This window comes from Leptospira soteropolitanensis, from assembly GCF_026151655.1.
GTDB classification, from domain to species: domain Bacteria; phylum Spirochaetota; class Leptospiria; order Leptospirales; family Leptospiraceae; genus Leptospira_A; species Leptospira_A soteropolitanensis.
Genome location: NZ_JAMQPN010000005.1, coordinates 224,475 through 247,893, shown reverse-complemented (window position 1 = coordinate 247,893; position 23,419 = coordinate 224,475). Strand labels below are relative to the sequence as shown.

General features: G+C 34.9%; 22 protein-coding genes. 10 read left to right on the top strand and 12 right to left on the bottom strand.

Going from position 1 to position 23,419, the window contains the following annotated elements; all coding sequences use genetic code 11:
- Positions 1-6: 6 nt before the first annotated feature.
- On the bottom strand, positions 7-645 hold the full coding sequence (locus ND811_RS12880; RefSeq protein ID WP_265352233.1) for a DNA-3-methyladenine glycosylase I: 639 nt from the start codon (positions 643-645) through the stop codon (positions 7-9).
- Positions 646-757: 112 nt separating this feature from the next.
- On the bottom strand, positions 758-1,717 hold the full coding sequence (locus ND811_RS12875; RefSeq protein WP_265352234.1) for an alpha/beta fold hydrolase: 960 nt from the start codon (positions 1,715-1,717) through the stop codon (positions 758-760).
- A gap of 246 nt (positions 1,718-1,963) precedes the next feature.
- Between ND811_RS12875 and ND811_RS12870 the strand changes: the two genes are divergently transcribed.
- Together ND811_RS12870 and ND811_RS12865 are read left to right on the top strand one after the other, a co-directional pair.
- Positions 1,964-2,950 (top strand): M14 family zinc carboxypeptidase, encoded by a 987-nt coding sequence (locus ND811_RS12870; RefSeq protein ID WP_265352235.1) that lies wholly within the window; start codon positions 1,964-1,966, stop codon positions 2,948-2,950.
- 483 nt (positions 2,951-3,433) lie between these two features.
- A complete protein-coding gene (locus ND811_RS12865) occupies positions 3,434-4,375 on the top strand; it encodes a sensor histidine kinase (RefSeq protein ID WP_265352236.1) in 942 nt (313 codons plus the stop codon).
- 22 nt (positions 4,376-4,397) lie between these two features.
- Here ND811_RS12865 and ND811_RS12860 read toward each other — a convergent pair whose 3' ends face one another.
- The gene (locus ND811_RS12860) at positions 4,398-5,603 is read right to left on the bottom strand and encodes a hypothetical protein (protein ID WP_265352237.1); all 1,206 of its coding nucleotides are present in this window, start codon (positions 5,601-5,603) and stop codon (positions 4,398-4,400) included.
- Between the two features lie 189 nt (positions 5,604-5,792).
- Entirely contained in the window at positions 5,793-6,383 is a 591-nt protein-coding gene (locus ND811_RS12855; RefSeq protein ID WP_265352238.1) for an HAD family hydrolase, read from the bottom strand.
- 339 nt (positions 6,384-6,722) lie between these two features.
- On the opposite strand from ND811_RS12855, the gene ND811_RS12850 reads away from it, so the two are divergent.
- Positions 6,723-7,154, top strand: a complete 432-nt coding sequence (locus ND811_RS12850; protein WP_265352239.1) for a DoxX family protein — start codon at positions 6,723-6,725, stop codon at positions 7,152-7,154.
- 5 nt (positions 7,155-7,159) lie between these two features.
- Here the strand turns inward: ND811_RS12850 and ND811_RS12845 are convergent, their stop codons facing one another.
- Positions 7,160-7,570 carry a CoA-binding protein gene (locus ND811_RS12845; RefSeq protein WP_265352240.1) on the bottom strand — a complete coding sequence of 137 codons (411 nt, stop codon included), beginning with the start codon at positions 7,568-7,570 and terminating at the stop codon, positions 7,160-7,162.
- A gap of 156 nt (positions 7,571-7,726) precedes the next feature.
- Here ND811_RS12845 and ND811_RS12840 point away from each other — a divergent pair, with 156 nt between their 5' ends.
- The 4 genes from ND811_RS12840 to ND811_RS12825 all read left to right on the top strand — a co-directional run bounded on the left by ND811_RS12840 (position 7,727) and on the right by ND811_RS12825 (position 10,627).
- On the top strand, positions 7,727-8,104 hold the full coding sequence (locus ND811_RS12840) for a DUF4215 domain-containing protein (protein WP_265352241.1): 378 nt from the start codon (positions 7,727-7,729) through the stop codon (positions 8,102-8,104).
- A gap of 20 nt (positions 8,105-8,124) precedes the next feature.
- Entirely contained in the window at positions 8,125-9,276 is a 1,152-nt protein-coding gene (locus tag ND811_RS12835; protein WP_265352242.1) for a hypothetical protein, read from the top strand.
- A gap of 7 nt (positions 9,277-9,283) precedes the next feature.
- The gene (locus ND811_RS12830; RefSeq protein WP_265352243.1) at positions 9,284-9,997 is read left to right on the top strand and encodes a flagellar filament core protein flaB2 domain protein; all 714 of its coding nucleotides are present in this window, start codon (positions 9,284-9,286) and stop codon (positions 9,995-9,997) included.
- Positions 9,998-10,081: 84 nt separating this feature from the next.
- Positions 10,082-10,627 carry a DUF4334 domain-containing protein gene (locus ND811_RS12825; protein WP_265352244.1) on the top strand — a complete coding sequence of 182 codons (546 nt, stop codon included), beginning with the start codon at positions 10,082-10,084 and terminating at the stop codon, positions 10,625-10,627.
- Between the two features lie 67 nt (positions 10,628-10,694).
- On the opposite strand, the gene ND811_RS12820 is transcribed toward ND811_RS12825, so the two are convergent.
- A complete protein-coding gene (locus ND811_RS12820; RefSeq protein ID WP_265352245.1) occupies positions 10,695-12,386 on the bottom strand; it encodes a methyl-accepting chemotaxis protein in 1,692 nt (563 codons plus the stop codon).
- A 96-nt stretch (positions 12,387-12,482) separates the two neighbouring features.
- Complete coding sequence (locus ND811_RS12815) at positions 12,483-13,628, bottom strand: DJ-1/PfpI family protein (RefSeq protein WP_265352246.1); 1,146 nt, start codon at positions 13,626-13,628, stop codon at positions 12,483-12,485.
- Between the two features lie 118 nt (positions 13,629-13,746).
- Here ND811_RS12815 and ND811_RS12810 point away from each other — a divergent pair, with 118 nt between their 5' ends.
- Positions 13,747-14,571: an AraC family transcriptional regulator gene (locus tag ND811_RS12810; RefSeq protein ID WP_265352247.1), complete on the top strand. Its 825-nt coding sequence runs from the start codon at positions 13,747-13,749 to the stop codon at positions 14,569-14,571.
- A gap of 15 nt (positions 14,572-14,586) precedes the next feature.
- Complete coding sequence (locus ND811_RS12805; RefSeq protein WP_265352248.1) at positions 14,587-14,886, top strand: helix-turn-helix domain-containing protein; 300 nt, start codon at positions 14,587-14,589, stop codon at positions 14,884-14,886.
- 2 nt (positions 14,887-14,888) lie between these two features.
- Here ND811_RS12805 and ND811_RS12800 read toward each other — a convergent pair whose 3' ends face one another.
- The 5 genes from ND811_RS12800 to ND811_RS12780 all read right to left on the bottom strand — a co-directional run bounded on the left by ND811_RS12800 (position 14,889) and on the right by ND811_RS12780 (position 21,050).
- The gene (locus ND811_RS12800; RefSeq protein WP_265352249.1) at positions 14,889-16,064 is read right to left on the bottom strand and encodes a YheT family hydrolase; all 1,176 of its coding nucleotides are present in this window, start codon (positions 16,062-16,064) and stop codon (positions 14,889-14,891) included.
- A 9-nt stretch (positions 16,065-16,073) separates the two neighbouring features.
- Complete coding sequence (locus ND811_RS12795) at positions 16,074-17,765, bottom strand: glycoside hydrolase family 2 protein (RefSeq protein WP_265352250.1); 1,692 nt, start codon at positions 17,763-17,765, stop codon at positions 16,074-16,076.
- Positions 17,765-19,093: an MFS transporter gene (locus ND811_RS12790; protein WP_265352447.1), complete on the bottom strand. Its 1,329-nt coding sequence runs from the start codon at positions 19,091-19,093 to the stop codon at positions 17,765-17,767. Before ND811_RS12790 ends, ND811_RS12795 begins: the two co-directional genes overlap by 1 nt.
- A 92-nt stretch (positions 19,094-19,185) precedes the next feature.
- Positions 19,186-20,628: a lipid A deacylase LpxR family protein gene (locus ND811_RS12785; RefSeq protein WP_265352251.1), complete on the bottom strand. Its 1,443-nt coding sequence runs from the start codon at positions 20,626-20,628 to the stop codon at positions 19,186-19,188.
- A gap of 98 nt (positions 20,629-20,726) precedes the next feature.
- Positions 20,727-21,050, bottom strand: coding sequence for a DUF3817 domain-containing protein (locus tag ND811_RS12780; protein WP_265352252.1), 324 nt, complete (start codon positions 21,048-21,050; stop codon positions 20,727-20,729).
- A 231-nt stretch (positions 21,051-21,281) separates the two neighbouring features.
- On the opposite strand from ND811_RS12780, the gene ND811_RS12775 reads away from it, so the two are divergent.
- The gene (locus ND811_RS12775) at positions 21,282-23,294 is read left to right on the top strand and encodes a neutral/alkaline non-lysosomal ceramidase N-terminal domain-containing protein (protein ID WP_265352253.1); all 2,013 of its coding nucleotides are present in this window, start codon (positions 21,282-21,284) and stop codon (positions 23,292-23,294) included.
- Positions 23,295-23,419 lie beyond the last annotated feature (125 nt).

Below are 23,419 nucleotides of genomic sequence, written 5' to 3'. Positions count from 1 at the left end.
GAAAATTCACTCAGAGTTTTGATCGGTATTATAAGGATTGTTTTTTTGTTGTGAAGACAAAAAATTAATCTCTTTATAACGAAAACAATCTTTGATATGATCATTGACAAGTCCACAAGCTTGCATATGCGCATAGATTACAGTGCTTCCAACAAACTTAAATCCACGTTTGATTAAATCTTTACTCAACGCATCAGACTCTTTGGTTGTTGCGGGAACTTCCCTTAGGTTTTTCCATTTATTTTGAATTGGATTGTGATTTACAAAACTCCAAATATAAAAATCAAAAGAACCAAATTCTTTTTGGATTTCTAAAAACCGTTTTGCGTTGTTTACCGCTGCATATACTTTTAAGCGATTTCGGACAATGGCAGGATTGAGAAGGATTGTTTCTATTTTTTTATCGTTGAATTTTGAAACTTTGTTTGGGTCAAAGTTTGCGAAAACTTTTTTATAACCTTCTCTTTTTTTTAAGATGGTCGACCAACTAAGTCCTGCTTGTGCGCCTTCTAGGATTAAAAATTCGAAGTGGGTTTGGTCATCATGAACTGGAACACCCCATTCTTCATCATGATACTTTACGTATTGCTCAAATTTGAGACACCAGGAACATCTTTCTTTTTCAGGAGGAGTCTTAGTCGGCATTTTTGATAAATGAAATTATACTGGATTTTTTATACTATCTATTTTATCTTTATAAAATTTTATCATGATTTCAAAGGCAAATGAATCTTCAGCTTCTAATATGTTTAATAATCTATTTTTTTAAATTCTTCAAAAAAAGATCAATCGCTTTGTCTCTTTCATTTAATTCTTCAAAAAGAATGCCATAGTGATTTGTTTTGATTTCCTCTCCTCTTGCAAATGGAATTCGCTGCAACATAGATTGAAAGGAAGTTTTGGGTAATAAATCATCCTTTGGAAATAGGTTCATTTCTGTGGCTCGTAGGATTAAGGTTGGTGTTTGTATTTTCTCGAATTCTAATTTTTTGTTTTCGATCATTTTCGAAATCACTTTTTTGGGGTTTTTTAGTAAGTATTTGATAATGTTTTTTTTGTGCATAGATCCACCCATTTCTTTGAGTTCTTCTTCCATCACATATCTAGGCATATGGCATACATAACCATTGTTTGTTTTTTCTAGTTCCAGTCGGAAGTATTCTTCGATCACTTTTGTCCAGTTCGGTACTAAAGGTGAGTTTTTTACTAAGTTTAAGTATTCGGAAATGTTTGGATAGATGACATCTAATCTTTCGAATGATTGTTGTAGTACCTTTAGGACTTGAAGTCTTTTTTGTACGGAAAGTAACCCTCCTCCATCCATTAGGATCATCGCTTTTACTTCATTGGGATATCGGATTGCAAAACGAAGAGCTATCATACAACCAAAAGAATGAGCAAAGAAAATGGGATTTTTGATTTTGTAATGAGTGATGATACCTTTTAAATCTTCGATATGATTTTGGAACCCATAACCCGATTTTGGTTTGTCAGATTGCCCTCTGCCTCTTAAATCATAGGAGATAACTTTGTATCCTTTGCGGTATAATCTTTCCGCTAGAGGTTTCATTGAGTAGAGATTTCCGGATAATCCATGTAGGCAAATAATCGTTTGCCCGCGTCCAGGCCAAATCCCTAAATGAATTTTGACACCTTTGGTTGTGATAAAATCTTCTTTGTATTTTTTTTGTTTAGTTTTGGGTGTAGAAGGACTCATTGATTCATGTTGAAAAAATTTCTATTCTTTCGTAAATGAAATTTGTGTAAGACACTTCTTTAATATTTTTTTTACCAGTCTTGTCCGTTTCTTTTTACCTGTTTTTGTAATCAAATTGTCATATAACTTTGTTAAATAGAATTTCTCTAAAAGGATTCAGTTTGAGACCATGAGTTCTATCGGCTATGGATCATCTTAGATCCGTGATTGTTAGTGATATAACGAAAGGTTCTTAGGTTAATATTAATGCTTAGAGGAATGAAACGCCTTAATCGATACGAAAATAGAATACTCAGGATAGTTAAGTTAGGTGGTAAATTAGTTCGATTCAAACAGTTTGGATTTTCCACAAAAACTGCAGACGGTTTTCGATTTCCAATTTATGTCTTAGAGATTGGAAAAGAAAAGGCAATCAAACGTAATGTAGCTGGTTTGGTTGCAGGTGTTCATGGCTTAGAAACGATAGGAATCAGAGTATTGTTAGATTTTTTGGATGATTTGTTTGCACGCAAAACTTCCGAACTGTATCAAGAAATCAAATCTGGTGAACTTGGAATTGTTTGTATTCCCATTCTAAATCCGGGTGGTGTTGCCATGAAACGTAGGTCAAATCCTGGTGGAGTGGATTTAATGAGAAACTCTGGTGTGGAGGCTGTGAAGGCTCCTTTCTTTTTTGGCGGTCACAAAATTTCTAATTTTTTTCCTTATTATAGAGGAAATGTTCTACAAGCTGAATCCAAGGTATTGGACAGGTTTTATGCAGAATACCTATTCCCAGCTGAGAACTTAATGATTCCCGTTGTTGATATCCATTCTGGATTTGGTGCCATTGATCATGTCTGGTGGCCATATGCAAGTACCCATGAACAATGTGTCGATGAGTCTTTGTTTCAAAAAATTGCAAATCATTTAACCACTAAGTATAATCATATTCTTTATAAATTTGGCCCGCAAAGCGAAACATATACGACACACGGTGATCTATGGGATCGTTTGTATAATGAATACCAAAAGGCAAAGGGGAGTGCCAATCCGAATAGTTCAAGGTTTCTTCCCTTAACATTAGAAATTGGTACATGGTCCGATATTCAAATTGATCCTTGGAAAGTTTTTCGAAAACGAGGAATTTTTAATCCTGCACGTGAATCAAAACAAGAGTTAATCATTAGTCATCGAAAATTTTTGACAGATGTATTAAGGTTGGCAAAAATGAAACTCATAGATTTAGATTAATTCCTTTTGCAAAGATGATTAGCTAAGTAAAATCTGGCATTTTAGTTCTTTTACTAAGTTTAATTGCTTTTATCATTTTTTTTGAACTTCTCTTAGGGGACTTGCGACGGATATTTATGTTCCTTTTTCACTAAAATTATCACTTTACCATAAACAAAAGTCTGTTATAGTTTGTCCTCTAGGTTAATGTACAGGCAACGTGGCCGCGGTAAATTATGTATCAAGTAAGTGAAGTCTTAAATCTTATTTTTGATAGCGTAGGGTTACTCATTACTCTACGGTTACTTACTTCCGGATTGATCCCTAAATTTTACTTTTTGATCTTTGGTTTTTCATGTATTTGGTTAAGTAATATTTTTACTGTTGTCGAGGGTTTTTGGTTTCATGATTTTTTTAATCTTCTCGAACATTCGTTTTATTTTTTAGCTTCCATCCTTTTTTTAGTAAGTTTAAAAAAAGAAATTTTGGTTTAGGACCACTAATATGAATTTTATATCTCTACTAAATCTTTCCTCTTTATCCGTTTATATAATTGCCATTTACATTATTATTAGAAGACTAATTGAGCAACCTAGTTACAGAGGGGAAGGTTCATTCGTTTTGATTCTAGCTATTATTCCATGTTATGTGAGCGTTTCGAATGTATTTGAACATGGATATTCGATTGATTATTTTGATGACTATGAAGGTTTTTTTAAAGACCTTTATGCAATGTTTTTTTTAATTTTTTTATACGTCCATTCGCTAAAGAAGGAACAATCCAAAAGAAACGAACAAGAGAGACAAATTAAGTCAGATCTAAAATTAAAATCAAAGTTACTTACAGAAATCCATCATAGAGTCAATAATAATCTTCAAATTATTTCTGGGCTTTTGGCTATGCAGGTAGAGTCTGAGAATGATATCAAATTAACTACTTCGTTAGGATTGATACAAAATAGAATTATGGCGATTGCCTCTGTTCATAAAATTATTTACGAATCACCAAATCTACTTTATGTGGACTTGAATCTGATCTTTAATTCGATATTGGGAAATCTAAAAGTCACCTATATAAACGAAAAAAGCAATATCGAATTACATGAATTGATTGAGGAAGGTTTGGAGATGGACTTAGATCGTGCCATTCCTATGGGACTAATATTGAATGAATTAGTGTCTAATTCATTTCGTCATGCTTTTATGAATCGTAACGAAGGTAAAATTGAGGTAAGTTTGGGTAGAATTGCGGATCAATTTTTACTTATCGTAAAAGACAATGGTGGTGGAACAGAAAATGTGGAGATGGAAGTAAAAGGAATGGGATTAACACTTGTAAAAAATCTTGTGAAACAACTTAGGGGAACCATTAAAATAGAAAATGAGAATGGAATGAATATCGAAATTAAATTTCCTATTTTAAACGAAAATTCCATTCATATTTAGATTTATCGTTTTCTAAATCAAACTAAGGTACGTTTACTTTTCCGTTGATATAATGATCAGAAAACCCACTTGGTCCATCCTTTACAAGATAAGATGATATAATCATACATGCATGCGGATAGGTAGTAACGTCAAAGGTTCGATTTTCCGTTTGATATTCGCCGGCTCCAATAGGGGACTCATGTTCAGTCCAAGAAAAATTAGCTGGACCTGAGCCGCCACTAGGAGTGGAACTGGTTGCATCTAAGTAAATATATTCCAGATTAGATTCAATATTTGATTTTGCTATGTAACTCATTTGATTACCAGCTAAATCGACAACCAAACAATGTGTAGAACAGTTTCCGATAGTGGTGGGAGCGTTGACACTTCCTTGACATGGGGAAGGTGGTGGCGGTGGGGGAATTGTATCAAGGCTACGATTTCCTTTTGCATCGGTTGTAGCACCAACAACAAAAATCTTGTAGGACGAATTCAGCTCAGGAGTTAGAAATAAAAATTCATTAGATGATGAATTGTAATAAGTTGCTGAGATATAATTGATTACATTATAGTTGTCCGGAGCAAGAGCAATAATAGTCGGTCTTCCAATATAGGCATCGAGTTTAATGAACTGACTGAGGTCTGCACCTAATTGGAATTTTACTCGAATGACTTGGTACTCCGTACCGCCAATGAGCGAACGTTTTGTTTCATAAGTAATTGCAGGTAGAGCTATAGCATTTGGTGGGATAGTAGGTGGGTTCGGTGGAGTCGATAATATTTCGCGGTAAGAAATGATTTTACCTTCTTTTTTTAAGGTAAGGATAATTTTGAATTTTTTTGTATGATCAGAGAAAGAAAAAAGTATTGAGTTTGTTTGGAATTGATCTTCTTTTCTGTTTAAATATCCTGAAATAGTTTTTGTTTTTAAGTCGAAACTGATTTCGCTTGGGTTACCTAGATACGCCTCAATTGTTTCAGAACCTTCTAATAAATTCTTTAATTGATACTCTATTAATATGTCTTGGAATTGTAAGTTCCCATCTTTTCTATAATAAGTTGTAGATTTTAGGGATTGGAATTTATCGTCAAGGGTTTGGAATTTATCGTCAAGGGTTTGGTCGGTCTGATTTCCAAGGATCCCCAAAAGGCCGAGTGCAGATATGTTGTCTTTTGTAGACCGATTGTTACACGAAATTAGAAGAAGTGTAAACAATAAATAAGAACAGATTTTAATAATACCCATCTATTGTTATTAACAATTAGTTGATGGATAAATTTCATTCAATTTATTATTTATTCAATTTCCTGTTTTTCGAATTTGAGAACATTAGAATACATTGAATTATTTATTTTTTTGTAAGGTTATTTGAAGAAAAAATATCCTAGATTATGCTACAAATACTTTCTATAATGATTTTGCTGCCTTAATCGTTCAGAGATTTAGGATTTCGCCTAAGTCTCTAATACAATGGGTTGCGAATTCTCTGAATGGGAATTTTCCTTCTGGATCTATATAAATGGTTTCTACACCTGCTGCCTTACCAGCATCTAAATCAAAAAGGTAATCTCCAATCATAACGGTTTCTTTTGGGTCGGCTTGCCAAAGTTCCATTAAACGAAAGATTCCTTCCGGGTTGGGTTTTGGTAAGGCGTGTTCTCGACAAAAGATATAATCGGATTGAAAAAAATGAATTAAACCAGCTGCCTTCAAGGTTTCAATTGAATTGGAGAAACTATTTCTTGTTAGTATGCCTAAACGATTGGTTTGGTTATTTAGTTCTTTTAACAAATCAAAACATCCGGGAGAAGGAGTGGATAACTTTGCAATTTTCAGTTCAATCGAATCTAATTGGATATGTTTTAATTTAGCTTCCTCTTTAGGTAAGTTGGACAAAGAAGTGAGTATGTCTGTATCAAAAGGAATTTCTAATTCTCGTTTAATAGCATCAAAGTCATGTTTGGCGATAGTGAGTGTTCCGTCCATATCAAAGATCCAATTCTTTTTCTGTTGTAAGAGGTGCATGTCGTTCCTTTAGAATCTTGTTTTGAATTTGTGCTTCTGATAATGGAAGCTTTCTTTAAAGGATGATTCAGAAAAACTTTTTTCTTCGTTCACATAATTTTCGATTGATAAGGAAAAAGATCTTCGTTGTTTTTAAGTCGAAACTATTAGTCCAAGCTGTAAATTCAGGGGAGAGTGGTTCTCAATAAGAAAGACCCTGTGGCCATTGCTTGTCAAAACTCGTCATTTGTCTATTCATAAACTAGAAAAAGACTAAAAATTATCAAATTAGTTTGATTGGATTTGAGGCTACAAGGAAGAGAAAAACATCAAAAGAGCGGAGCTTTCGTCTAAATTTGTATGAATCAAGCTAACACTTTTAAACGATCTGTTTTTCAAACGGCATTACGAATTCTTCTTGGTGCCTTTTTGGCCTTTGCTGGGACAGGTCACCTAACGTGGCATAGAACAGAGTTTTTGGCACAAGTCCCAACTTGGTTACCAATAAATGCGGATTTAGTAGTGTTGCTATCGGGAGTAGTAGAGATCACATTAGGTCTGTCTTTGATTTTTCTTCGCAGCAAACAAGTGCAAGTTGGTTGGATAGTGGCACTGTTTTTTGTGTTGATTTTTCCAGGGAATATATCTCAGTATATGAACGGAATCAGTGCTTTTGGCTTAGATACTGATAGGGCTCGACTGATCCGTTTGTTCTTTCAACCTGTGCTTGTTTTGTGGGCACTTTGGAGTTGCGGATCCTGGGCAGATTTTCGAGAGAAAAGAAAGAACTAAAAATTCTAAAAATACTTTTTGTGTTCTATGATGAGACAGCGATTTGATACAACACGCAGTCCTGCCTCTTCTGCTTTTTTTTCAGCTTCTGGATGAGAAATTCCCAACTGAAGCCAAATAACTTCTGTACCACCTAAACTTAAAATTTCATCGATTACTTCGGGAATTTTATCGGAGCTTCGAAAAACATCGATGAATTTCCGGTCTTCTTTTGGTATCTCATTTAAACTTTTAAAGATAGCAAATCCACCTACACTGTGTTCTTTGGGGTAAGTTCCGATTACTTCCCAACCTTTTTCACGAATGTAGAGAGGTACATAATGACTTGGCTTAGAAGGATCATTGCTTAAGCCGTAAACTGTGATTTTTTTATAAGTTTCTAGGAGGGATTTAATCTCGGAATCTGCTACATTCATAAGTGCAGTATAATGGAAAGATTAAAAATTGCAAGTGAGGAAATCATGTATTTCCCTAACTGGATATCCAATATTACATAGATTTATTATCTTAAATTAACAAGAATCAGTTGACGATGAGAGGAGTAAGTAAAAGATTCTCGCAGAGGTTAGTTGATGAAGTATTCTTTTTTGAAAAAATTTGTTTTTTCTTTGATTTCCCTAGTTGGAATTTTGGGATGTGATTTAGTTTCTAGTAAAGATGATGGGAAAAACATTCCTGTTGAATTAGTTGCTTTGGTTGTTGCAACAACTCCAGCGAGTCCTTCAACACCGCCATCAAATTTAAGTTATGCTGGCACACCAACCGTCAACCAGGCTTTGTCTAATTATACTATCACAGCAGCAAATAGTTTTGGGTCAACTTCAGCAACAATTTCTATACAGGTGAAAGACGCAGTGTGTGGGAATGGCGTAATCGAAGGAAACGAAGTTTGTGATGATAATAATGCAACTAATGGTGATGGTTGTAATAATACTTGCAGTGGTGCATAGCCTTCTTGTTTGTGATACCAATGCGGCGGATCGAATTTTTAAAAAACCTTTCTTTTACTGCCTTACTTGTTGCGGGAATTCGTAATGAGATTGAGGCAGTATCTGTCCCGACGCATACCTCGTCGTTAAAAAAACCTCCAGAATCTATTTCTCCTTATCCCATGAATGTTGCTGAAGAAATAACATCATCGATTATTTCTAAAATTGATAAAGTAGGAATGGAATTAGATTTTTTCTTGGATATGTTTGCAAAAGAATTACAAACACTCTATCCTTTTGAAAATAATTCTAAAATTTCAAACTACCGAGAATTGTACTTAGCATCTGCACGTTCTGAAGTAGTGTTTCAACTGACGATATTACTGGTAAAAGTTTGGCAAAATTTGTGTCTTCAGTATGGATTGGATGGATATGATAAAAAGCAACTGGCAATCGATTCTATTCAAATCCAAAATGCAATTATTCGATTTGGAAAAAAATTTAAAGTTGGTGAAGTAGATCCTTTTGTGATTGAGGATTCGAATAAATCTTTTCCGATGCGGTCGAGCATAACATGTTCCGTTTTATGGTTTGGATCTCAAAAAAAAGAATCTATCGTGAGTGATACCCTAGCCATTAATGTAATCAAAATAGGGAAGGAAATCAAAGACTTAGAAGGTAGCTCTGAATACAATCAATCATTTGTTTCTCAATTGTTAGCCTTTACGAATCAGATTTTATTTGATTTGGACTCACTTAGAGCTAGATGGCATCAATATTCTGTTCGATTTTATTATTTAGACTTTGCACAGACCAAATTTGAAAACCAACAAAAAATGCTCTCTAATGCAGATGATAGGAACAAAGCAGATATTAGTTTTTTGATTCAATCTCTTTCTTTAGAGTCTGCTATTCGGACCATAAAAGAGAGAGCCTTTCATATGCAAAGCGGAGTATATCATAATTTAGATCGACAAAACCAACAAATGGTGGTATCAACTCTTGTTCAAATTGTAGATCAGATTTCCAATGCAACTCGAGGAAAAATAGATGTCATTAAAAGGCTACGGTTGGTAAACCAATACGGCGGTATCATTACCGTGTCAACGGCAGCAATGGCAACAGATTCCCTGCCTGTCCTAGAAGAGGCAATTTTACTTTTGCAAAAAGAAAGAAAATTACATTTCCCGTGAGTTGTTTATGAAGCTAATCTATAACCTCAAATTATCTTTAAGTTCGTTTCGAGAGTATATTATCTATAAACAAATTCTCTACACTCAAAAAAAAATTTCTCGTTTTGTTGTAAATCGATTCGATTTAAAATCTGAAAACATTGTTAACTTTCGAACCGATACAAATCCGAACTCTGCTTTTACTGTAAAAGTGGATAAAAAAAATTCACAATCTCTTGAATCCAGATTAAAATTTATGGCTATTACAGCAAAGTCGTTGGAAAGATTGTATCAGATACAACCACAAAAAACCACTTTTCAAAAACAAAACTTACTAATCCAAAAGACTTTGGTTTATTTGGATACTTTACTTGCCATTTCCCATCGTCTATCATTCCTCTTCCAATCGAATGACACCAATCAGGAATTGCAGGGAGAAGTGCAGGCATTGGTTGACGAAGTAGACAGAATAGCTTCAACGGCAAAGTTTAATCGAATGAAATTGTTTGAAGGAGACTTTGCAAAATCTTCACGAACGGCGTCTATGTGGTTTATCAATGAAAAAAATGGAGAACTCTTTCGAATGTATATTTCTACTATGACATCCCATTCTCTTGGCTTAACTTCTTTTAATGGATTTCCTTTGACTTTATCCAATCCTATTCAGGCGCAAAAAAAAATCGAAGTCGCAATTAATCGAATTTCCGAAGAACGAAAACGGATTCAATCCGTTCTTGATTGAAGGTTGAAAATCTAATTAAACTTTTGTATATTTATTTCATCCTGGCGAAGAAAAATAAATATCGTTTTAGGTTACAAATTATTTATGAATACTCTTGAAACAAAATTTTTTGATATGCGTGCTAAAAAGAACAATTCTACAGAGGATTCTTTTGCACTTTTTGATGCGTTGGAAACTGTTACTATAGAAGACACAATGGGTATGTGGCATGGCTCTGGCTTTCACACTGGACACACTATGGATGGAGCATTAGAAACTTTCAATTGGTATGGAAAGGAATTTGTGGATGCAGATAACGTTCATCCATTGGTTTTTAAGTCATTTGGAAAAACCTTGTTTAAGGTAAATCCATCTTTAATGCCCGTTCGGTTAGCAACATTGATTCCATCTACGAATTTATCGCCATTAAAATATGTATTTTTGTTGATTCGGTTTTTGTTTCAAACGTCTAAATCGAAAGCTCGTGTTCGCCGTATAGAGTTTCGCGGTAAAATCACTGCTGCGATGATTTATGACAACTTACCAATTCATGATGTGTTCAAAAAAGTAAATCAAAACACTTTGTTTGGATGTATGGATTATAAAGGGATGAAACAACCTTTCTTTTTTGTATTAGAACGAGTTAAATGAAATAAATTAGATCATTGTTTGTATTTTGTTGAATACAAAAACAATGATCTAATTTATCTATTCGTTGTTAATCGTTTAACCAAGCGATACCCGCTTCTAAACTAGGTACGGATTTTAATTCCACATTTCCTGTTTTAAGAGTTTGGTCATCAATGGAAATGGCAGCTAAAGCTGAGTTTGGTACAACAACTGCCATTTTTCTTAGACTAGAATTACTTGCTTTGGGGAACCAATTGACATTTACCCATTCTTGTGCTGAGCGCGTCACAAGCCCCATTCTTCTAGTGTCTGCGAGCCATTTACGAATTTCATACTTTTTGATGATTTCTAAGGCTTCATTTAAAATTTCGATATACTTATCTTCACTGAAATTGGGCGTCCATACTACTTCCAAAAGATCTTTTTCTTTAATATAATAAATACTACCGATTTCGGATCTAAATTGAAGTTTATGTGTAGTTTCATCTCGATGCGAAATAGATGATTCATCCGAGATGATATTTGTTTTAAAAAGATCTACCATTGAAATTAATTTGTCAGCAGTATTGGCAATTGTTGTAATTTTTTCTGCAAATAAATCACTGCTTTCTGAATTACTAAAAGAAGATTGGCTAATGGAAGATACAGAAGCCATTACTTCGTTTGTTGCCGTTTTGTGTTCTGTTACCGCATCTTTGATTTCTTCTGATCTTTCTTTTACAAAAATTGCTTCTTTTAGAAGTTTAGTTTTTAATTCTTTTTGCGTATTTACAGAAGAATAAACTTCTGAAATTTTTTCTGAAATGGAATCGATGTTTCCTATGATCTCTTGGATTTCCATTGTTGTTTTTTCGATTCGTTCCCTTCCCAAAGAAACATCGTTTTGATTTTTCTTCATTAACGAATCGATTCCTTTAACGGCACTTGCCGTTCTTTCTGCTAGTTTTGAAACTTCTTCTGCTACAACTGCAAATCCTCTTCCGGCGTCTCCAGCTCTTGCGGCTTCAATAGACGCATTGAGTGCTAACATATTAACTTGTTCGCTGATTTTTGCAATGACATCCACTGTTTTAGAGATTTCTAGCGAGCTTTGTGATAAATTATCCATAGCTTCGTTCATCGTTCGTAATGTATTTTTACCTGCTTCCGCACGCTCAATGATATTTTTTATGGAATCGAGAGTCCCTTCCACATGTTCGCTAGTTCTATCAATTGCAAACGAGAGGTGATCTACCTCTGAAGTTAAATTATTCATACTTTGCGAGTTAGTCTCCGCAATATTAGAGATAGATACTGCAACTCCTGAAATTTCTTCTATAGATGCTGAAACTTCCTCTGTCGCTGCTGATTGAGATTGTAAATTGCTGGAGAAGTCAAGAGTCACCAACTTCATTTTTTGTGAGTCGGAGGAGAGCATATCTGCAGAAGTTTTAATATGTTGAATGAGTTCACCTTGCGCTTGTAACATTCTATGGAAACTTACGTAAAATTCTGATAATAAATCATTTTCTTTGTAAGGGATTCTAACCTGTAAATTGCCAAGTCCCACTTCTTTAAATGCAGCTTCTAATTTCCCGAAAATATTGCTAACCCAGGAACTTAGCGACGACCCAAATATAAAAATCAAAATCATTAGAATGAAAATTCCAAATCCGATAGTAATTGTGAAATTTTCTGGTAATGCGTTTTGCAGTTTTAAAATTAAGATCATACTTAAAAGTAACGCAGAGCCAAAAACCAAATAGGAAAGGAAAAAATATAATTTTAGTTTCGAACGCATAAGTTTTCTCTTTCCAGTTTTATCATAAACAAATGGGATGCTAGCCTAAAAATAAAGAAGATGAAAATTTGGTTTATATAGGTGACATAATGGAAACTAATGACCTGGAAATTCCAATTGAGTTTTTACGAATCGTTTTGTACTGAGTCCGTATCTTTTTTCAACATCAGACAATGATTGTTCAAACCACTCGAATGCCTTTTTCTTTTCTGTTATTTCAAAGAGAGTTTGTTTTTTCTTTTTTCCTTCTTCGATAAGTTCTGATATAAACTTGATTCCAGATTTTGATTGGCTGGGTTTATTTTTATAAGTAATGGTAATTGCCTTTGATTGATAAGTTCTAGAATAAACATCGGCCACTAAAGCTAAAGAAATTTCATCAATACCTTCATAAACAGGAATCTCTATCGTGTCATAATCCCAAAAGAAAAATAGGTTTTTCGCTGCCGTTAGATATTGTTTCCAATCAAAATTAAACTCATCAGTATTATGTTGAGAATCCCAATGCCGGATACCCAAACTTTGTGCCATTTCTTCTGCTTTTTTTCTACCTCCAATGGATTCAACCAAGGCTAATGAAATAGGTATGGAAGCTGTCACGCCAGAGGTAGTAATGATTCGCTCGTCTTGAATGTATCTTTTGTTTTTGTGCCAAATGGAATCTGGAAAAACTTCTGATAGTTTTTCTTTTGAATACCAATGTCCAGTCACATTTTTATTCTTTAATAATCCAGCATATCCTAATGTCCAGACTCCGTCGCAAATACCAACTATGGTTGCTCCCGAGTTATATTGTGTTTGAATCCAACGAATGATAGTTTCATTTTTTGCATTGTGGATCGCAGGAACGATCACAAGGTCTGCGCCTTCTGGATGCAGATTGTTGAAATCTTTCAAGGATGAATTGATTTCCATAGAGAGTGCGGGGAAAAAATCTATTTTTCCTTTTTTCTCAGCGATAGCATAAACTTTTGCTACATGAGAGCGTTTTAAAATTCCATAAGGGACGATAAAGTCAGTAAGTTCTGTGTATTGATTTTCTCCAATAACAACAACGATTGGTATTTTATGATTTGGTTTATTTAAATGAACTTTTAATTGGTCTTCATTCCCTACAGGGGAGTCTCCCCAAAGATTTAATGAAAGAAATACAAACATAAAAAATGTAAATTGATTTAACGATGGGAAGATACAATTTTTGTGATTGAACTTTGGATTGATTAAGGAGGTTTTAAGTTTCATGCAAAGAGTATCTCATTTTTATTGGAACCTGTCGTCCGAGTGTATACGGATGGAATACAAAGTTTTAGATTTTCTATAAAAAAATAGACAAGGGGCTTTTTCTTTTCTTAATTGTTTTATGAATTTGATTCCTTTGGCAGGAGCTTTGGTTGCGTTTCTTTTGGCGGTTTCCCATTGGATCGAAACGATGCAACGGAGAATCATTGGAAAACAAAACGCTCTTTCTCCTGTTTTGGCTTCTCGAAAACAAGAGATGGGTCTCGTTACTTTCTTTTATCACTATGCTGCTACGTTATTATTCCTTACTTTAGGAATATTACAAATTCATATCTATTTAGAATTATCCGGCGAGATACAGTTTTATCGGTATTTTTTTGGGATTCACATTCCCTGTTTATTTCTAATTGGTCCTTTAGTTTATATTTATTTTGAAGAAATGGGTGGAGGTGATTTTTATAAAAGTAATCCATTTCATTTTTTCCCTAGTTTGGTAAGCTTATTTTTTATTTATTTAATTCGTCCTACTGATTTTTCATTATTTCCGCTTGGTTTGTCTATTTGGAATCAAACGGATAACTTTGAATCGATGATCCATTTTTTACTTGGTTTTGCTATTCTATCAATTTTGGGTTATATGGTTTCTATTTTTACTCGAGTGGTTCGATGGAAGTTCGGATCTAAGGGAAAACTCGAATCCTCTTTTTTTCCTTTAATTTGCCTATTAGTTTATTCGTTGTTTGTTGTTGTTTCTTTTGTAATTTCGCAGTTATTTTTTATGTTACTTTTTGGTGTGGCCTGCTTTGCTTTAACATCTCTTTTGATTTTAATTTTATTGTTTAAAATGAATCATAAAGAAGTCATTCCTAACTTTCAATCAGAAGTAAGGCTTGCTCGGTACAAAGAAAGTAGGCTTAGAGGTTTGGATATAAACCAAACTTTGTAGAGATTGGATGATATCATGAACTTAGAGCAGCTTTACCTGAATGAAAACTTAAGTTTAGCGATCTTAGCAAAACGATTGGATTTACATACCCACCAACTTTCGGAAATATTAAATTCTCATTTGAATTCTACGTTTCGTAATTATGTAAATCAATTCAGGTTGCAAGAAGCAGCAAGGCTTCTTTTGGAAAAACCTGAAATGAGTATATTAAGTGTCATTTATGCTTCCGGGTTTAATTCTAAATCCTCATTTCACAAACTTTTTTTAGATCGTTTTGGACATTCACCTCAAAATTATCGATTGTTATCTAAATAGAGCTACATTCGCTTCTTTTTCTTTTTTGGATTTGGCGAAAGTTTTTGTTTTGGTAAATTTTCTTTTTGAACTGCCGCAAAATATTCTCCGATCACTTTGTCAGACCATGAATTCGCCTTTATACCTTCAAAGTATGCAATATGACTACCTCGTTTAGTGTGAACATGAATAGTGTTGGGAAGAGTTTCTAACCAATGAAGATTTTCCAATACATTTTGATTTACACAGATAGGATCATCCGCGGAATTTAAAACAAGAAGAGGTGTTTTGATATTATTTGCGACTAACACTGGATTGGAATGATAATAATAATTTTCTCGGTCTTTGAATCCAGAAATAGTGTGTAGTTTGTCTTGGAATTCTCCGATGGTTTTAATTTTAAAAAGTTCATCAACCCCCTTCAATTTAGAAAGGCTCTCATAATGATTCTTTAAAAAATAATTAATCATTCTCTGGCCCATAATTTTACTATAAACTGGATGAACACGGTGAAAGGCTTTTTCTATATCATAGGCTGGTGAAACGGCTACCGCAGCTGCAAATTTACTTTGGACTCCAGCCTCTCCTAAGTATCTGGCGAGTAGTCCTGATCCTGCTGAGATACCAACTCCAAACATTTTTCTCTTTGGGAATTTTTTTTGAATATAAGCTAATTGTTCCTTAAGGTCTGAGGTGGAACCCATTGTGTTTACTTTAGGTTTAGTGAGTGGAAGATCTCCATGTCCCCTTCGAATGCATACAACAACTATCCATGCATAACGTTCCCTTAAATATTTGACAGTCGATTTAACATCCTGTTCGTCACCGCTAATTGTATGGAATACTACAACAATCGGTGAATCACTTTGAGTTGTTAGTTCGTCTGTTCCTGACCAGGCAAGACCAGTAATTCCTCCGTCTTTCATTTTCAATTGTTCTAATTGATCATAAAGGTAAGGTTTTGTTCTATATTCACGTAACATTAGTAAAAGTAACATAAGGTGTTGGTTGAAACACCAAAATGTTGGATAATATTTTTTTGTTAAATGAGGTGTTCTCTCAATCACTCTTAATAAAAAATCAGATTCACTAAATCTAAGAACAGGAGTTTCTACAACTTCATGAAAATAATAAAAAAGAAAAAGTACCGTAACTAGGAAAGAAAAAATGAACAATGGATGACTGGATATAAATTCCATTTGATACTCTTATTTATACACTAGTTTAGAATTTAGTTCCCGCATAAATTCGATATCAAACTTTATCACTTTGCGGTCATAGGTGACTAGGCCGTTGATTTCTTCTTCCACGTCGCTGACTTGTGTGTAAATGGAAGCGCTAAGCCCTTTCTCTAACAGGGGTAAAAGTTCCTTTTCGAATAGGTTTCGGTATTCATTTTCTAAACTTTGTTTGTCTGGAAGAATTTTGTAACCAAACAGTTTTTTCTCATCAAAGACATGACCTTCGGTTTTTAGCGAATATCCACCAAACTCAGATAATACGATAACTCGACTTTCGTGTTTGGGCACTTTTAGTTTTTGGTAATAAAGGTGTAGACTTTTTAGGTCACTACTATTGGGGCCTTGGTCATACCAACCACTGACACTATCGATGGTCCTTGTATTGTCTAGATTTCTTAACTTTTCGGTGAGTTGGATGCTATCAAATTGTCCCCAACCTTCATTAAATAAAACCCAAACGGATAAACTGACAGTATTTTTTAATAAAGCAACGGTTCTATCCATCTCTGAAATAAATTCATTTCTACCTGCTTCATCCGTTCTATTTAAAAATTTATATTTAGTGTCCTTTGTTTTCCAGCCAATAAAAGGCAAATAAGCAACTTTCCAAGTTTCATAGGCACCACCACCACAGACAAAATCTTGCCATACTAACATTCCTAATCTGTCACAATGGTAATACCAACGTAATGGTTCTATTTTAATATGTTTGCGTAACATATTAAAACCCATATCTTTCATTAGTTTGATTTCTTTTTCCATTGCATCGTCGTTTGGTGGAGTGAGAAGTCCTTCTGACCAATAACCTTGGTCGAGTAAGCCATTATGGAAATAAGGTTTGTTGTTTAAGAATAACCTTTTGAATTTGCCATCAAATCCGATGGAAAATTTCCGCATTCCAAAATAGGATTTTATTGTATCACCATGCGTTTTGATAAGTATTCCGTAAAGTTTTGGATGTTCTGGCGACCAAAGTTCCATGTTAGGTAAATTGATATTCGCATTTTTTTCGTTTGATTCTGCAATTACGGTTTTACCATCTAATACCTGTATGGTTATTTTGGGACTTTCTGTAGTTACCAATATTTCCACAGACTTTGAGTCGATGTCTGGCGTTATTTTTATGTCTTTTACAAAATCTTTAGAAACACTTTCAAGCCATACGGTTTGCCAAATACCTGATTGCGGAGTGTACCAAATTCCACCACGTTTTAGTTTTTGTTTGCCTCTTGATTGGGTTCCCGCATCAGTGGGATCTGTCACTGTTAATTTAATTTCATTTTTCCCGATTTTTAGATATTGGGAAATATCAAACGTAAAAGGTAAAAAACCTCCTTTGTGAGAGCCTACCTCTTTGCCATTAATGGAACAAATGCATGAGTAATCAACAGCACCAAAATGAAGTAAGGTGATATCTTTGATAAAATCAGCTGTTAGGTCAAATTCGCGATCGTAAACTAATTGTTCTTTCGGCTGAAGAATAAAATGCCCTAGGCCACTGGCTTTTGATTCAGGTGAAAATGGAACAATGATTTTAAATTCTTCTTTAGAATCTAAATCTGGTTTTAAATGAGTTAAATTCCATTCACCGTTTAGATTTATATAACTATCACGTTCTAACTGTGGTCGTGGGTATTCTGTATGTGAAATGGTTTTCATTAAGCTTGTTTACCTCGGAATAAAAAGGAAAGAGGGAAAAATATCAGTAAACAAAATAAAGCACCAACTAAAAAAATCTCAGGTGCAGGAACATGTGCCGTAGCACCGTTGACTGGATCAATGTATGTAAGGTTTGTTCTTTCGTTGATGGTTTCACCGATCATGGGACCAATATACATAGGAATTAATACAAAAAAAATCATTCGGATTCCCTGGAGTTTTCCTGTGTTTTCTGTGGGAGTATTGTCACGAATTTGCGCACTAATTAATGCCAATACTTGTACGAAACCTGTAATTAAAATCAAACTTGTGAATCCTGTGATCCACATAACTTTTGTTTTGAGATTTATGTCGATTGTTTTTGACATTATATACAGAGATAACATTCCAATTATGTATAGTAACGAAAAATAAATTAATAACTTGTCTTTGTTTTTTCCATCAAACTGTTTGCCTAGGAATATTGTAATGATACTAGCTCCTAGTATCACTCCAGCCAGTACAATCGAATATTGAATGGCATCAAACTTTAGATATTCTTGCATATAAATAATGAGATAAGGCATATAAACTTGACTGGCAATTCCATATATCCCCATAGCAAAAAAATACAAATATAGTTTTTTGTTTTCTAACATGACGCTAAATTTGAATCCGTAACTTATGTCTGAAATAAAGTTTGTGTTTTGTTTTTTCAGGTTTGGGTTGTCTTTGATAAGCCAAATACCAATGATTCCAGATACAGACATCATGGTTCCAACGGCAACAAATAGCCCCGGATATCCTAGAGCATTCACAATCATACCAAATCCACCGGCCACTATCAGCATCGCGACAAGAGGCATTGCGGATAATACACCTTCTGCAAGGCTTCTCGCATTTTCTGTGTTATCTGTTACGAATGCATTAAAAGCTGCATCATTTGCGGTTGATCCGAATGCAGTCATAATACAATCAAGAGTAATGACTATAGCTATAGTGAGGCTGACAATTTGGCCACTATCGGTTAATTGAAACCAGTTAGCCGTATTTTCTTTGGAGATAAAAGCGAATGACAAAGTAAGTAGACCCCAAAGTAAGTAACCAATAGAAATGAAATACCTTCGGTTCCCTGCTTTGTCGGTTAGAATGCCTGCGATAAGGGTAGTAAAAGTGGCAACGATTCCACTCAGTTGGACCATCAAAGTTACAGAAGAAGTGCTTTTAGCGATTGTGTTGTATATGAATAAGTTAAAATACATATTCTCGACAGACCAAGCAATTTGCCCAACAAGTCCAAAAAGAATTAATACTGACCAAAGGCGGCCGCTTAAATTATGAGTGTTCATCATCGCATAGTGTCGGAGAAGGATAGGTTGGCTGGCGACAAAAATTTATACTCTCGCTCTATTTTCTTTGATAGCGGATCTAATTACATTCTTTAAAAGACTTTCCCTAATTGGAAACCTAACCACTGGTGTTGCTGTGGTAATCCCTTGCCCGATTGGAAGTCGATCGTTTGATAGTTATAATGAATGCCTGCTAGAAAGCCCGTATTGGATACGGATACAAATCCTGCCTTGATAAAACCAACAGCTCGTTTCAAATCGGCAACATACGTTTTTTCATCTCTGAATTCAATTTCATCGCGTAATAGTTGTAATAATATTTCTCTTTGTTTTGGGTCCAAGATAAATTGAGATAACACTTCGTAAGAATAAAGTCGTATTTGTGGCGGTAACTTTCCGCCTTCAGGGCGAAAAATAGAATATATTGCCAAAGCACGAGCGTTATCTGGCATTTGATCCCATTGTTCTGCTAAATTATTTAAAAGGAATAAACGTGTCGATTTCTCGATGTCCTCGGCTCCGTTAAAAATATTATTAAATAATAGATAGTTAAGCCCAATATTATAAGGGTTATTCGTCCCTTTTACTAAGAATTCATTAAACAAAATATATCTTTGTAAGGAATTTTTTCCATTATCTTCTGCTAAAGCTCTGTATTGAATCTCTCTTTCACCTGCTTCTCGTGTTGGATTATTTAAGTAATTATCCCAATTGCTAAAGGCAGTACTTCTATTTTGTGTTTTATAGGATTTGTCTGATCCCATCAAACCTTGGATAGTTGCATTATAAAATTGAAAAGTTCCACCTGGGTTCACATAGAAATACCAATAACCTTTGCCATCTTCATGAAGGATAGGAGGACCTGGTTGTAATGCAGAACTTCCTGGCCCCGGTGTTTTGTCTACGTTACCAAATCGAAAGATAAGACCAAAAGATGCATCGGCTTGAATATTTCCTAAGTTCAAATTATACTGGGTTCCAAAAAATCGATGATGAAACTTTCTTACATCCGTACGAAGTGCACCAGAATAAGAATTTGGAATTTGTGTGTCCCAACCTTGTGGGGTAGGTGAGCCAATAAAGTTGTGAAAATTCATTTGTGCCGATTTCCCACCGACAGAAGGTCCGATCATTCCAACTTCTAGTTCCGTAGTAATACTTGTATCTTCCGTAGCAGTTGTTAATGAATTACTAAAATATGCTCGGCTAGCATAAGGTCTGTCTCCATAAGATACATCCGCTTTTTCTATATTAGTTGGTGTATAAAATTCTTGGCCAAGTGCAAATCCTTGAAGATATTTGGTCGTTTTTGATGGCGTGAAAAATAAATCATTCCAATAACTTAAAATTCTTCGGGTAGGATTGGTTTCTCCTGCAGATTTGTTAAATTCCAAACGTGATCCATTTGTATAATATTGATCCGAAAAACCTCCAAATGCGTCGTTTTCCATAATCAAACGGATTTGGTATTGGTCTTTAGGTATTGGCTCGGTCTTCTCAATGTTAGATAGAGAAGACGTAGTAGGTTTTACCAAATTTGGTTTTGGACTTTCTTTCTTTGGTGCTGCGTTTAGATTCGCAAAAAAACTAAAGCTACATAGGAAAAAAAATACTTTTGTATTTTGAAAAAAGCTTAGGATTCTTTTGAACTTTCGGAATCGGATTTTAAATAAAGATATTTTTCTGCAATAAAAGTTCCGAAGGGAACAACGGATGCGAGCGCCGCTAACAAAGTTTTTTTCGTTTTCCATTCTAACTCTACTTTGACTTGAAACAATTCTACTAAATACAAAAGGAATAATAAACCATGAATGAGTCCCACAATTTTGTTTGGTTCCGGGTTTTTATATATGTATTTGAGAGGCATGGTAACAAAAAGAATCGTGAGAAAAGAAAGACCTTCTAAAAAAGCCAGAATACGAAATCGTCCTAGTTTTGTTTGGAGTAAAGAAAACACAGCCACTTCCTTATAGTTCAGTATTTTCCAATTTCTTTAGGTTTCCTTGTTTCGTCCTTCCTTTCTTCAGAGGCATTTTGGAACCGAACCACCGGTAAAACTTTTTGCCTTTTTTAGACAAATTTTAAAATCAGCCCGGAAAAACGTAACTTTCCCTGAGATTGATATCAGAAATTAGTCGACAATTGTTCGGGATTGACAAGGAAAAGGAAGCTCTTTAGAGTTTGAAAGATGAAGTTTCGAATTTCTTTCGTCGTTCTTTTTTGTTTTTCTCTTCCACTCCTGTCGGAAGAGAAACCGGTGTATCTTGCTGCTATGGCAAAAAAAGACATCACTGGTCCGTCTGTGGGTGTTATGTTCTGGGGTTATGCTAGAGAGGACCAAACGGGACTTGGGATTCATACAAGGCAGTTTGCCCGTTCTCTTGTGATTCGTGACATAGGTACCAAAAAACTTTTAGCTTATGTTACGGCGGAAGTGGGAGGAATCCCTTTTGAAATCCAAAGAGATGTTGTCAAAAGATTGCAAACAGAATTAGATTCAGGGTTTAACTATGGTAATGTTCTAATCAATGCATCACATACACATAGTGGTCCCGCTGGACATTTTCACTACTCCGAAGTTTCGTTTTATTCAAAAGAGTTCTATTCAGAATCTTATGCAGTTATAAGAGATGGAATTTTTGAGTCGATAAAAGATGCTTATCAAAAAATGAAACCAGCTGAGTTAACATTGGGAAAAGCAATGGTAAAGGAAGCGGGTGTCAATAGAAGTCTTTCTGCTTACCTTGCTAATCCTGAAACTGAAAGAAAATCATATTCTGATAATATTGATCGTGAAATGTTACAACTCAGCGTATCTGTATTTGGTGTTCCTATCGGTTTTGTCAATTGGTATGGAGTTCATCCAACGAATATTACTTTTGACAATCGACTTATCTCTTCCGACAATAAAGGAATTGCATCATTACTTGCTGAGGCAGAGGCCAAAAAACAAGGATTAAACGAATATGTTGCTATTTTTGCTCAGGCAAACGAGGGAGATGTTTCTCCGAATCTGAATCTAAACAATACAGGTCCAGGAAAAGATATTTACGAGAGTAGCTTTATTATTGGTAAAAGACAGTTTGTCGCAAGCCAAGAAATATTAAAATCAGAAGGCAAGCGTTTGTCAGGTGGAATTTCGTTCACACAGCGATTCATTGATATGAGTAATCATCCTGTAAGCAGTGAATTTTCTGGAACAGGGAAGGTTGAAACTACTTGCCCATCTGCTTATGGGTATTCGTTTGCTGCGGGATCTACAGAAGAAGGCGGAGGACATTGGTTATTTCACGAAGGGATGACGAATCAAAATCGTAGGTTTTATATCGATTGGATCGCCAAATTTATGTTACAATCTCCATCAGATGAACTGAGGGAATGCCAAAACCCAAAAGCTGTTTTATTTCCAATGGGTGAAACAAAACCAATTCCTAGTTTACCTCAAATTCTTCCTTACGGATTGGCGATGTTAGGTGATTTAACTATTTTGGTTTTACCTCATGAAGTCACAACAATGTCCAGTAGACGACTTAAAAATGAAGTTAGATCTGTTTTAAAAGATAAAACTTCAGAAATTGTTTTATCAGGTTTAACGAATGATTTTTCCGGATACATTACTACGCCTGAGGAATATTCTACTCAAAATTATGAAGGTGGCCATACCTTACACGGACCTCAGAGTTTGAATGCTTTAAGGCAAGAATTTCATAAAATGTCTCTAGAATTGAAAGATGGAACCCAAACAAAAGCACCAACTGTTATGCCTTTGGATTTATCGGATCGTATTCATCCTTTAAAAATACCATTCGCGGATGTTGTTTCAAACAAACCGCATTTGGTGATCCAACCAAATTCTGAGTTATATGAAAAAGGAGAGGTAGTGTCTTGTCGAGTGGCTGCAGCAAATCCTAACGTAGGTTATCCGAAAGTTCCATCTTATTTAGGTGTAGAAATACTCGAGAACTCTACTTGGAAACCGATTCGTTCTGATGCTGACTTTGATACAAAATTTTTATATCAAAAACGAGGCATTTGGGCTAGAGCTGAAGAAAGCCTGGATCTAATTTGGGAAACTCCTTTGGACACAAAACCTGGCGAATACCGTTTGGTACATGAAGGAATATATCTTGGATCGGATGGGAAAAAATCTACTTACCGAATAGAATGTCCCAGTTTTCGAGTCACCGAGTCTGGAATATAAGTAATAAAATTTTAGTTCTATAAAATTTCCTGCCTCGTTTTTACTGAGTCCTATGCGGTTTCGATCCTCGGGACTCGGTTTTTTGGATCTTCTATTCCAAATTTCTCTTATCTCTTAAATACCTT